General features: G+C 41.1%; 7 protein-coding genes. All 7 read right to left on the bottom strand.

The features are described from left to right. Positions 1-67: 67 nt before the first annotated feature. Positions 68-1,936 (bottom strand): alpha-amylase family protein, encoded by a 1,869-nt coding sequence (locus tag HWV58_RS05305; protein ID WP_235972655.1) that lies wholly within the window; start codon positions 1,934-1,936, stop codon positions 68-70. Then, on the bottom strand, positions 1,933-4,251 hold the full coding sequence (locus HWV58_RS05300) for a glycoside hydrolase family 65 protein (protein ID WP_175633080.1): 2,319 nt from the start codon (positions 4,249-4,251) through the stop codon (positions 1,933-1,935). Before HWV58_RS05300 ends, HWV58_RS05305 begins: the two co-directional genes overlap by 4 nt. A 126-nt stretch (positions 4,252-4,377) precedes the next feature. Further along, entirely contained in the window at positions 4,378-5,076 is a 699-nt protein-coding gene (pgmB, locus tag HWV58_RS05295) for a beta-phosphoglucomutase (protein ID WP_175633079.1), read from the bottom strand. 95 nt (positions 5,077-5,171) lie between these two features. Further along, complete coding sequence (locus HWV58_RS05290) at positions 5,172-7,112, bottom strand: glycoside hydrolase family 13 protein (protein WP_217706952.1); 1,941 nt, start codon at positions 7,110-7,112, stop codon at positions 5,172-5,174. Between the two features lie 73 nt (positions 7,113-7,185). Beyond that, on the bottom strand, positions 7,186-8,190 hold the full coding sequence (locus tag HWV58_RS05285) for a SusE domain-containing protein (RefSeq protein WP_175633078.1): 1,005 nt from the start codon (positions 8,188-8,190) through the stop codon (positions 7,186-7,188). A 19-nt stretch (positions 8,191-8,209) separates the two neighbouring features. Beyond that, entirely contained in the window at positions 8,210-9,799 is a 1,590-nt protein-coding gene (locus HWV58_RS05280) for a RagB/SusD family nutrient uptake outer membrane protein (RefSeq protein ID WP_235972654.1), read from the bottom strand. A 13-nt stretch (positions 9,800-9,812) separates the two neighbouring features. Continuing rightward, positions 9,813-12,788 carry a SusC/RagA family TonB-linked outer membrane protein gene (locus tag HWV58_RS05275; RefSeq protein WP_175633076.1) on the bottom strand — a complete coding sequence of 992 codons (2,976 nt, stop codon included), beginning with the start codon at positions 12,786-12,788 and terminating at the stop codon, positions 9,813-9,815. Between the last annotated feature and the right edge of the window lie 303 nt (positions 12,789-13,091).

Raw genomic sequence — 13,091 nt, 5'->3', positions numbered from 1 at the left:
TTTAGTCTAAGCGCTAAGCGCATGGCGCATGCCGCTTCACGTTCTAGCGGTTAATGCATCATTATTGTTAAAACTCTATCACCTGTGCCGAAATCGGTCCAACCTTTACGGGTATAGCCGTTCCTGCCGGAATATTTAATTTTTTATTGCTCAACAAATCCGTAACCGGAGATGAAGCTTTTACTTTTAAAATGTGATCGGGTATTTCGATACCAGCCATTAAAGTTTGGCTTCGATCAAAATTGGCTACCACTAACAGGCGCTGCTTGCCCGAGTAACGGATAAAAGCATACATGCGGTTGTTCATGTTGCCACTAACCGGAACCTCGTAAATATCACCATGTAAAACAGCATCGCTGCTTGTAGTTACCTTTAAAAGTTTTTGATAATAGGCCCTTAGCTGTTTTTGATCGGCGGATAATTTGCCTCCATCAAATAAACCTCCGTTCATCCATTGCTGGTGATTTGGAATGCCCCAATAATCAAAAATTGTAGTGCGGTTATCGTTGCCACCAAAACCCTCCTCGCCTTTTCCGGGCTCGCCAACTTCCTGACCGAAGTAAAGCATTACCGGACCCGCGCCCAAAGTTGCCGAAACAACCATAGCTGGTAGCGCCAGTTCGGCCTTGCCTGCAAAACCTGCAGAAGCAATGCGCTCTTCATCATGGTTTTCCAGAAAACGTAACATGCGATTGCCAAAACCGGCACTTTCTTTCTGCCAAACCGTACTAATCGCTTTCACATCAGCACTCGATTCGTTCCTGATCAACCTTTTTAAACCATCGTACAAACCAACTTTATCATACAGGTAATCAAATTTACCTTCATCTAAATATTGCTTATAAACCTGCGGGTTATAGGCTTCACCCAGGAAAATTAAACCTGGATTAGTTTTTTTAACCTGCGGAATTACCCAGTTCCAAAAGGCAATCGGTACCATTTCGGCCATATCGCAACGAAAACCATCAACTCCTTTATTGGCCCAATAGGTTAAAATATCGCGCATTTTTAGCCAAACTGGTGGAATAGGATCAAAATAAGTTTTATCGCCATTCTGGTAATCTACGCCATAATTTAATTTAATGGTTTCGAACCAATCATCGTATTTGGGTTGTGCTGCAAAAACATTATTTCCGGTTGCCTTTGCCGGGTTTTCATCAAACTTTCCATCTTGTAAAACCCTAACAAGTGTTTGCTTAGGCTCGTGTTGGGGCACCAGAAATTTTTGACCTGGGATATAATAAAAATCATTTTTAGGACTAAAACCCTTCGTTACATCATCCTGTGCACCAAAATCGGCCACATTTTTAGGTTTGGCATACGAATGATAGCTCCTTGCCACATGATTGGGTACGAAATCAATAATTACTTTCAGGTTTTTAGCATGTGTTCTTTTTACCAGGGCTTCAAATTCCTGCATCCTGTTTTTAACATCAACAGCTAAATCAGGGTCTACATCGTAATAATCGCGGATAGCATACGGCGAACCCGCCCTTCCTTTCACCACATCGGCATCATCTACCTTAATTCCATAAGCCGAATAATCGGTTAAACTGGCGTGGGCAATGGCCCCGGTGTACCAAACATAATTTACATGAAGTTCTTTAATCCCTTCTAAAGCTTTATCGGTTATATCGTTAAACTTACCCGAACCATTTTGCTGGATGGTACCGTAGGGAATATTGGCTGTATTTTTATTCCCGAATAAACGGGGCAGTAACTGATAGATAACGATTTGTTTATCGTTCATTTTTGCGGGCTGTTTTTGTGCAAAGGATTGGGTAACGAGTATTATAAAGATAGAGAAAAGGGTTAACATCCTCCCCCTGCCCCCTCCAAAGGGGGACAAGAGTGATATTTTAAAATTTTCCTTGTTAATTGAAGATTGCGGGGCTGCCCTCCTACCTTCAACCTTTAAACCCTCTACCTTTATCATACCAACTCGGCGTTATTTACTTCAATTTCGGCATTTCCATCCAATTTATAAACCTGGTTTCTGATTCCGATTTCTAAACCTACAGCGGTATTGTTTTTAATGCTGATACCGTTTTCGGTGATGTTGATTTTTAAGGTAGCGCCCCTGAAACCAATGGTAAACGAAAATGATTTCCATTTGCCCGGTAAGAAAGGGTTAAACTGCAACTTGCCGTTGCGCACACGCATACCTGCAAAGCCTTCAACAACACTCATCCAGGTTCCTGCCATCGAGGTAATGTGCAAACCATCTTCGGTATCGTTGTTATAATCGTCGAGATCTAAACGTGCAGTACGCAGGTAAAATTCGTAAGCACGCGCTTCATCATTCAATTTGGCGGCCAAAATACTGTGCACACAAGGCGATAAAGAACTCTCGTGAACGGTACGCGGTTCGTAAAAATCGAAATTGCGTTTCAAGGTATCCAGATCGTAGTCTTCTTCAAAGAAATATAAACCTTGCAAAACATCTGCTTGTTTAATAAAGCATGAACGTAATATGCGGTCCCAGCTCCATTTCTGATTAATCGGCCTTTCACTTGCTGGCAAATCTTTAACCAGGATCTGTTCTTTATCCAGGTAACCATCCTGCTGTAAGAAAATGCCCTGTTCCTTATCTTCAGGATAATACATCTTTTCGATGATATCGGCCCAATCTGCAAATTCTTGCTCATCAAAGCTTAAGCTTTTAATCAGGCTGTTGTATTTTTCTGGTTGTTGTTTTTGTACGGTTTCAGCAGCTTCGGTTGCATATTTCATGCACCAGGTAGCCAGCAAATTGGTGTACCAATTGTTGTTTACGTTGTTTTCGTATTCGTTAGGTCCGGTTACGCCCAGCATTACATATTGCTGTTTTTCGTTACTCCAGTTAACACGCTGCTTCCAGAAACGGGCAATGCCGATGAGTACTTCCAAACCGTAATCAGACAGGTAACTTTCATCGCCGGTGTAACGGATATAATTGTAAATGGCAAAGGCAATGGCTCCGTTGCGGTGAATTTCTTCGAAGGTAATTTCCCATTCGTTATGGCATTCTTCGCCGTTCATGGTTACCATCGGATACAGCGCTGCTCCATCTTTAAAACCTAGCTTAGCGGCATTTTCAATCGCTTTACCCAATTGTTTGTGGCGGTAAATCAGCAGGTTTTTGCTTACTTCCTGCGGAGCAGTGGCCAGGTAAAAAGGCACACAATAAGCTTCAGTATCCCAGTAGGTAGAACCTCCGTATTTCTCGCCGGTAAATCCTTTCGGGCCAATATTCAGGCGATCGTCCTTTCCGGTATAGGTTTGAAAAAGCTGAAAAATATTAAAACGGATGGCTTGTTGTGCAGAAACATCGCCCTCAATAACGATATCGCTTTCTTCCCATTTGCTTGCCCAGGCGGCGGCCTGCTCTTGCAACAAGGTATCGAAGCCTTTAGCGGTGGCTTTAGCAATAACCGATTTGGTTTCGCTTAAAAGTGTTTCTTTGGGATATCTTTCTGAAGATAAATTAGCTGCAATTTTAATCAGTGTTACATCTTCATTTGCTTTTACAGCAACAGAAAATGTTTGACCTACAAATTTTTCTTTACGTACATCTGTGGTATCAATATTTAATTGCTGGCCGTTTTGATAAACCTGAATGTGGTTTCCGGTACAAACTTCAAATTCAGTTTTCTTAGTCCTTAACTGGATGTAAGCTTCAGCACCCGAAATTTCGTCGGTTACCTGATCCCAGAATTTTTCGTCGTAATTGCTATCCTGGTTTTTAACATCGCCATCAATAAATGGTGTTAACGTTAAGGTTCCATCAAAATTTAAAGGTGTAATGCTATACCGGATTGCACCGACCTCATCATCGGCAATGCTGCAAAAGCGGGTAGATTTAACTTTAACTGTTTTACCACTTTTTAATTTTGCAGTGAAAGTACGCTCCAGATAACCCTCATGCATGTTCAGCACGCGTTTAAAATCGGTTACTTCTGCAGTGGCCAGATCGAGGATTTCATTGTCTATTTTAACTTCGACACCCACCCAGTTTGCCGCATTTAAAACTTTAGCAAAATATTCAGGGTAGCCGTTTTTCCACCAGCCTACACGGGTTTTATCGGGATAATAAACACCTGCCACGTAATTTCCCAGCAGGGTTTCGCCGGTGTAAGTTTCTTCAAAATTGGCACGTTGCCCCATGCGGCCGTTACCCAAACTGAAAATACTTTCCGAAATTTTATTTAAATGTGGATCAAAGCCTTCTTCGATAATGTTCCACTCATCTGCTTTAATGTAATTTTTCATTTTCTTTCGCTTTCGTCATTGCGAGGAACGAAGCAATCTTTTTAGATTTGCCCCCTCGGCTCAACTTCTATAAACTCTATCGCATTAAGATTGCTTCGTGCCTCGCAATGATGGCCCGATTAGCAACTATAAACTTTCTAAATCTTTAACTGTTAATTTATCTAATCCGCTTACTACCTTGTCGGCTTCGGTAAGCACGCTTTTTTCACCAATTCCAATGGCTTTCATCCCACCTCTTTTGGCTGCTTCTACACCTGCAACGGCATCTTCAAAAACCACACATTCTTCCGGCTTGAAGCCTAAGAGTTCTGCTCCTTTTAAAAAAACTTCGGGATCGGGTTTTGATTTGGTAACCCTATTGCCATCTACAATTTCATCGAAGAAATGCGCCAGTTGTGTGCGTTCTAAAATGGTTGCCGAGTTTTTACTTGCCGAACCCAGTGCCAGTTTATAACCCGCCTGATGTATCGCTATAAGAAAATCGACAGTGCCCGGCAAAACCTCTGCAGGGGTCATTTTCGTGATCATATCTACATACCAGCTATTTTTTAAGGTAGCCAGTTCTTCTTTTTCGGTATCGGTTTTATCTACACCTCCCCAGGCCAAAATTTTGTTTAAACTTTCTACCCGGCTTACGCCTTTCAATTGCTCATTCTGCTCTTCGGTAAAGTCGAAACCCATGGTATTGGCCAAACGTTTCCAGGCTTTATAATGGTAAACAGCGGTATCAACCAGTACACCATCTAAATCGAAAAGACAGGCCTTAATTGAGGCTGAGGGCGAAAGGTGGAAGGTAGAAGGTTGAGTATGAGTATTATCTTGCATTTCGTTATGTTTTTTTGGTATATGGTATTACATGTGAAGGTATTTTTTGGGCATATTGTAACTACCTTCCGCCTTACAACTTTCTGCCCTTCACCTTACTTCAGCTCCAGTACCAAAGTTGTTTTGGCAGGCACTTTAATTTCTTTAAAAGCTACAGTTTCGTTGGTAAGCACATTTCTGGCTACTGTAATTCCGGCTGTGCGTTCAACAAACCTTTCTGTGTTTAAGTTTTTCTCTTTTTCAGTATTGTTTACGATTACCATTACCGTACCTTTTACATTGGTGGTGTACCGGAAATAAACATAAACATCATCCTGTGGTACAAACTGCATCAGCTTTCCACTTTGCAGGGCTGCACTGTTTTTACGAAAATTGGCCAGGGTTTTAACAAAATTTAAAGCTTCGTTCTCTTTCGTTGTGCGACCATCGGCCACAAATTTGTCTTTCTTGTCGCCTTCCCATCCTCCCGGAAAATCGGCACGTACCAAACCATCAGGATTAGAGAAGTTTTTCATCAGAATTTCGGTACCATAATACATTTGCGGAATGCCTCGCATGGTTAATAATATGGCCATTCCCATTTTATACTTATCGAAATCTTCGTTTACTACCGAGTAAAAACGGCTCATGTCGTGGTTATCGAGTGCAATGCAGTTCCGGGTTGGGTCCTGATATAAAAAATCGTGTGCAACTACATCGTATAAACGGTTTATGCCATCTGTCCAGCCATTTTTACCATTTAAAGCTTCGTAAATGGCATCTTTAACCGCCATATCGGTAATACCGGGTAAATGGGTATCGAAACCCCGGTTTACCGTATTGCCCTGGGTGAAAAAGGCCTGATTGGCCACTCCGTTTACAAAGGTTTCGCCAAAAATTGACAATCTGGGGAATTCAGCTTTAATTTTAACTGCCCAATCGGCCATATAAGCGGGATCGTTATAGGGATAAGTATCTAAACGCAATCCGTCGATTCCGGCATATTCGATCCACCAAATGTGATTTTGAGTCAGGTAGTTCTGTACATAAGGGTTCTGCTCGTTTAAATCGGGCATTGATGGTACAAACCAGCCATTCAACATTTGTTTACGGTCGGCTGTAGCGGCGTGCGTATCCATTACGGTTTGATCGCGGTAACTGGTTTGCGTATATTTCGGCCATTGGTTTAACCAGCTTTTCATCGGTAAATCTTTATAAAACCAGTGCTGGGTGCCAATGTGGTTGTGCACAATATCTTTAATCACTTTCATCCCTTTGGTATGGGCCAATTCTACATATTGTTTGTAGAGCGCATTAGTACCATAGCGAGGGTCGATTTTATAGTGATCGGTTACGGCATAACCATGATAAGAGGCTTGTGCCATATCATTTTCTACCTCTGGAGTCATCCAAACGGTGGTTACGCCTAAATCGTTGAGGTAATCGAGGTGATTCATTACCCCTTGTAAATCGCCTCCATGACGGTAGTACATACTGTCGCGGTTTAAGGCTGTTTCGTTTAAACCGTTAACCACATCGTTGGTTTTATCGCCATTGGCAAACCGATCGGGCATTAACAGGTAAATGAAATCTTTTTGCGTTACGCCCTGAATCCGGCCAGCGCTTTTATCGCGGTTTTTTAATTCGTAGCTGTAACTGAATATTTTTTTGCCGTTTACCAGAAAGTTAATTGGAAACGTTCCCGATTTTACGGTTGATGAAAGGCTTAAATCGAGGAAAAGGTAATTTGGGTTTTCGACCTTATTAACTTTTACCAGTTTAACGCCAGGGTAATTTAAGGTTACGGTTGCATTGGCAATCTGATCGCCGTGTACCAGTAATTGCAATTTCGGGTTTTGCATACCGGTAAACCAGAACATAGGTTCGATACGTTCTAATTTTTGGGCAAACAGGTTTGCACTGCCCAACAGCATAAGCAGGGTAAGGAATATTTTTGTTAATCGCACACCATTTGCATGGAGATGGATTTTAGTTTGAGCATTATTTTTTAACGGAAGAACGGAAGGAAAAATAGCTGAGGTAAGAAATCTGATCATGCTTAAACTTTGAAAAGGTTTAAAAACCCTGCAAAGACCAAAACGATCCTCACAGGGCGATTTTAGTTAATGATTAATTTTTAACGAGGGTGTATTTATTCCCTGCAACATCCAGCGTAATGGTATAATTACCAGCAGTAGCTACTGCGATATCAGCACCACCAGCAGTTAAATTGCCTCCACTGCCACCAAGGTTAACATCCCATTTATGATCTTGTCTGAATTTAATTGAACCAACAGTAAGATTTGTGGTTACTTTCCAGGTTCCTTTACCATCATTGATAAATTTCATGTCGGTATCGGTATCCCATTTGCCTGGAGTTGCATCGCCAATAACTGCCCAAACTTTAGCATCTTCTATTTTAATGGTTTTGGCTGTCATGTTTACCGTTACTTGTTTTAAGCCGGCAACACCTGAAGCAATATCTCCGCCTGAAGTGCTAATTGCTCCGCTACCTGCATCGCCATAAGCTACATCCCATTTCTTTTCAGGAGTAATTTTAAAATTACCACCATCAAACTTGATGATACCTACATATATTCCATTGCTGGTTAGCGAAACCAAACTATCGGCAGTTGCTGGGTTCCAGCCCTGATAGTTACCAGGAACATAAATCCAGGCCGATGCCAAATATGGTGTAGCGCTTAAAGTAATGATATTCGAATAGGTTAAATCGTTTGCAGCTGCGCCCGATTTTAAACGTACTTCAACCTGGGCAGCTACGCCAATTTTTCCACCTAGAGCTAAAATCATGTTATTGATTTCGGTTACTGTAGGTGCATAGCTTTTAGTGGTAACTACAATCTCTTTTGGGGTAGCAAAGTTGGTACCCTTTAAAGCAAACTGCAAGGTGGTGTTTACAGGTACCACATAACCTGTTGATGTAGCCAAAGGATAGCTTAGTGTTAACGCTGCCTGTGCCCCGTTGGCTTGTACTAAATTCAATGTAGTAGTTGATGCAGTTAGCGTTCCTGCCGTTCCAACCACTGAAACCGTTTGGGTTTCGTCTTTTTTGCACGACCAAAGCGATAAGGCGATGAAGCAAAAGGCTAAGGTTTTGAAAAATATTGATTTCATATCTTATTAAATATTAAGATTAATAACCTGTGTTTTGAACCAGATTCGGGTTGGCAATTAAATCTGCTGCCGGAATTGGGTAAATGTTGCGGTGAGCTGGAATGGATGTTCCGGCTTTAACACCACCTTTAAATGGCCATAAGTAAGTAGAACCGGTAAATTTTCCGTAACGTACCAAATCTGTACGGCGGTGACCTTCCCAATACAACTCGCGACCACGCTCATCCAGGTAAAAATCAACCGTTAAAGCTGCAGTGGTAACATTACCACTTGCGTTACCATAAGCACGCTGGCGTAGTGCATTTACATAAGTTAATGCCTGACCAACTGTACCGCCAGAACCACCACGGGCTACGGCTTCGCCATAAATTAAATATTGCTCGGCTAAACGGAACAAAGCAAAATCAAGCGAGCTGAAAGTTCCGTTTAACGATGCCGGAGTAGTGCCGGTTGAGGTTACATTTTTAAACTTGGTTACGCGCAATCCATCGGTAAACACACCAATTTCATCCACTGCACTTTTGGCACCAAAGAAAGTACCACGTTTATCGGCATTGCCATTTGCATCAGGAAATAATGCAGGCAGGTTTTGGCGGGTTCTGTTACCTCCCCAACCACCATTTGGCACACCGTAAGATGCAGTACCCATATCAGCATTAATACCAGCGTTGATGATGAAAGTTGTACCGCCATAGTTGGTACCGTTTACGCCATCATAATTTATAGTTAGGATGTTTTCGGTATTGTTGATATTGTTATCAGCTTTGAAAAGATCCATATAATTGGCTTTTAAGCTGTAGTTAGCTGCAATTACTTTACCAGAGTAAGTAATGGCCTCAGTATATTTAGCAGTACCAGTATAAACCTGTGCATTCAGGTATAACCTGGCCAGTAAAGCCCAGTCGGCACCTTTATCTGCACGACCATATTCGTTGGTGCGGGGATCAGCTAAATCGCCTTCAATTGCTTTAAGTTCTGATTCAACATATGCAAACAACGCAGCTCTCTGAATTTGTTTTGGAGCCACTTTACCAATCTCATCGTTTTCGGTAACGAAAGGTGGGTTACCAAAAGCATCTAACAATACCCAGTATTGGTAAGCACGTAAAAAACGGGCTTCAGCACGGTATTTTGCAATAGCAGTCGCATCGGCACCTGTAATGTTACGCGAGGCCAGTTTTTCTGGCGTGCTTTCGCGAAGGAATTCGTTACAAACGGTAATCTGTAAAATACTTCTCGAATACAAACCTCTTAAAAACTGGTTATCTACACTTGGTGTGCCATAATCCAGTTCAGGAATACCGGTATCTCCCCATGCACAAATGGCCTCATCGGTAACCAGCTCCTGTGAAGTCCAGAATAGGCGTAAAAAGTCTGCGAAACCAGAGTTTAATCCACCAATATCACTATTATCCGATCCGGTAGAACTGGTTAATGCATAAGTAGCATACAGTTTAACCAAACCTTGTTTATAACCTGCCGGAGTAGCGTAAACGGTTGCCGAAGTAACATCGTTGGTAGGCAAAACGTTCAGGTCTCCTTTTTTGCATGAATTTAATGACAACAATAAAATACCTGATGCCAATATCGTTTTAAATGAATTTTTCATCTCTATCTCTTTTTTAAAAACCAACATTAAAACCTAAGGTATATGTACGCGGACGTGGATACAGGTTGTAATCGATACCGCTGCTTAGCTCAGGATCAATTCCATTGTAGTTTGTTACCGTGAAAACGTTCTGGCAGTTTGCCGAAATCCTTAACGAAGCGGTTCCGTTTTTAGATAATTTTCCGGCATTGTATGAAATACCTGCATTATCCATTTTCAGGAACGAAGCGTTTTTAACATAATAATCGCTCAGGAACTGGTTGTTCTGGAAATTGGTAGACAAGAAATCGGTTGACGCATTGTTGATTACCCCCGACGGACTTAAGATATTTGATCTGATACCAAAGTTTGAAGACACGTTATCGTACACATAGTTGCCGAAATTGGCCCTAAGTGAAGTGGTGAAGCTCCATTTTTTGTAAGAAAAAGAAGTATTGAAGCCAAGGGTAATGCTCGGATCGGGTGATTTATAGAAATACTGATCGCTCGTATTGATTACGCCATCTTTGTTCAAATCTTCATATACACCTTCCAATGGTTTGCCATCGGCATTATAAACCTGTTTGTACACATAAAATGATCCCGGAATCTGGTTAACCGCATTGTATTTTAGCGTTACACCAGTACCACCGGTAATATCACCCGCACCCACTTTCGAAGCCGGATCGGGATTAAGTGTTAGGTTGGTTACCTTTCTTTTGTTGTAGGCAACATTTACGCCTAAATCCCAGCTGGTGTTTTCAGTTTTAATGGCAGCAAAATTTAAACTCGCTTCAGCACCTCTTACATCCATATTACCCACGTTGGTGGTTAGTTCGTTGTTGAAGTTGGTACCCACCGGAATGTTGATTTTGCTTAACAAATCGGAAGTTTTTTTGTAGTACACATCAATACTTCCGTATAAACGGCCTTTCATAAAACCATAATCTAAACCTGCATTGTAAGTGGTTGTGGTTTCCCATTTCAAATCAGGATCGTAGGCAGCAGGTGTGTAATAATTGTAGAAAGTATTACCAATCTGGTATTGGCCAGTGTTGCTGTTGGCATAATATTTAGACAGGTAATCGTAATAACCGATACCATCTTTATTACCGGTTTCACCATAACTTAAACGTAATTTCAGATCAGAAACCGATTCGCTGTTTTTTAAGAAGTTTTCGTTGGAAATTCTCCAGGTAAAGGCAGCTGAAGGGAAATAACCCCAACGGTTTTTCTCAGAGAATTTAGAAGAAGCATCGGCTCTTAAAGTTCCTGATAAAATGTATTTGTCGGCCAAAGTATAAATGAACCTTCCGTAGTATGAAAGCAATTTATCGCGATCGGTAGAGAAAGGGAAAACCGGAACTACCTGCACTTCACCTGTTCCTTTGTATGAGGTAAAATTGTAACCTGTTTTAGAGTTATCGTAATAACCGTAACCTGCTGTTACATCGAAACGGCTTTTTATACTTGCCGCGGTGTGTGCATAGTTTAAGTAAAACTCAGAAAGCTTATTGGTTTCGGTATTTAAAGAGTGGGTATAAGAACCTTGTGTAGCTACACTTTGTGCTGCAAAAATGGGAACATGCACAGCGCCATGACCTTTAGAAACATCGTAACCTAAATTTAAATTGGCGTGCAATTCTGGTAAAAAGTGGAAAGAGTAATCGAAACGCGCATTTCCAAAACTTCTTTCAGCTTTACCATTGTTATCGTTAAGCCTGATCAGCGCTACCGGATTACGTGGTGCATTCGGGTTTACTGAACCATCACTTCTTAACCATTCGAAATAATTACCAAAATTGTTATTGGCAGTTACCGATTGGGTTGGATCGAACTGAATGGCCGAACCTACTGCACCTGCATTAGCGAAATGCGAATCGGTTAATGCTCCTTTCAGGTTCAAATCAATTTTAAGGTGATCCTGGAATAATTTAGGAGAAATGCTGATAGCCCCAGTACCACGCGAAAAATGATCGGTAAGTAAAAGTCCCTGCTGATCTAAATAACCTGCAGAAACACGGTAAGGCACGCCTTTAAACGAACCGGCAATACTTAAGCTGTTATCGGTTGAGAAAGCATTCTGATAGATTTCGTCCTGCCAATCGGTGTTAGCACCACCAAGTAAGGCAGTAAATTTCTTACCATCATCATATGAAGCATTTGGATTGGCATTTACAAAACTGCGGATTTGCTCAGAAGATAAAATATCTACCTTTTTAGCAACAGTTGCAATAGAGTTATTGGTACTGAAATTAATTACCGGAGCACCTGAAGCACCTTTTTTGGTGGTAATTAAAATTACCCCGTTCGATGCCCTCGAACCATAAATGGCTGTTGCATTTGCATCTTTTAAAACGGTAAAGGTTTCAATATCATTCGGGTTTACCAATGATAGCGGACTCGGCGCATTCCCAATTGAGTTTCCGCTGAAAGGCACCCCGTCTATCACCACCAAAGGATCGTTGCTGGCATTAAGCGATGCACCACCGCGGATACGAATGGTACTTCCCACACCTGGCTGACCGCTGTTGGAAACGATGTTAACCCCTGCTACCTTACCCTGGATAAGCTGCTCGGGTGTTGTAATGGTACCTTTTTGAAAATCCTTGGCATTAACCGTAGTGATAGATCCGGTTAGGTTTTTCTTTTCGGCAGTACCGTAACCAATTACCACAACTTCGTTGAGTTTTTGTGCATCGGGCACCAATTGGAAATTAACAGTAGCATTTGCCGAAACGCTAACTGTTTTGTCGAGGGTTTGATAACCGATAAAACTTGCAGATACAGTTATAGAACCGTTTGATAATCCTGCCAGTTTAAAAACGCCATTCGCATCAGTTGATGTACTTCTGGTTGTTCCTTTAACAATTACGGAAGCACCAGGTAATGGCAAGCCGGTTTCATCAAGCACTTTACCAGATACCGATCCGGTTTGTGCTTTTACCATTAATGCTGAAAAAACTAACAGCACCAAAAGCCCCTGTTTTAACAGGTAAAATACTCTCATATTTGAAGCTCGTTTAAGTATAAAAATTTGGTTAAATATTATAGTGATTTACACATAGGCCTAATTTACAGCACATAATGACATTTCAAAATTTATTTAAAAAATATATTTAGAGCCATTTTTTAGCCGAAAGTTTTAAGCTGAAAAATTCATTTTTAGACATAACTAAATTCAACGTTAAATAATTGTTAATCATTTAAACATCTAATTATCAATATTTTACAAATGTTAAATTTTAAATTACAGTGTATTTTTTACACTAAGCTATTTTTAACCAATTTTTCGGGAACGTTCCCGAAAAAT

Origin of the sequence: Pedobacter ghigonis (genome assembly GCF_903166585.1) — a bacterium.
Lineage (GTDB): Bacteria > Bacteroidota > Bacteroidia > Sphingobacteriales > Sphingobacteriaceae > Pedobacter > Pedobacter ghigonis.
The sequence above is the reverse complement of the archived record's forward strand: the minus strand, read 5'-3'. Positions and strand labels throughout refer to the sequence as shown.

What these genes read in the sequence shown, in the direction of transcription:
- pgmB (WP_175633079.1), bottom strand. Translation starts at nt 5,076, where the DNA reads ATGCAAGATAATACTCATACTCAACCTTCTACCTTCCACCTTTCGCCC.
- HWV58_RS05290 (WP_217706952.1), bottom strand. Translation starts at nt 7,112, where the DNA reads ATGATCAGATTTCTTACCTCAGCTATTTTTCCTTCCGTTCTTCCGTTA.
- HWV58_RS05305 (WP_235972655.1), bottom strand. Translation starts at nt 1,936, where the DNA reads ATGATAAAGGTAGAGGGTTTAAAGGTTGAAGGTAGGAGGGCAGCCCCG.
- HWV58_RS05300 (WP_175633080.1), bottom strand. Translation starts at nt 4,251, where the DNA reads ATGAAAAATTACATTAAAGCAGATGAGTGGAACATTATCGAAGAAGGC.
- HWV58_RS05275 (WP_175633076.1), bottom strand. Translation starts at nt 12,788, where the DNA reads ATGAGAGTATTTTACCTGTTAAAACAGGGGCTTTTGGTGCTGTTAGTT.
- HWV58_RS05280 (WP_235972654.1), bottom strand. Translation starts at nt 9,799, where the DNA reads ATGAAAAATTCATTTAAAACGATATTGGCATCAGGTATTTTATTGTTG.
- HWV58_RS05285 (WP_175633078.1), bottom strand. Translation starts at nt 8,190, where the DNA reads ATGAAATCAATATTTTTCAAAACCTTAGCCTTTTGCTTCATCGCCTTA.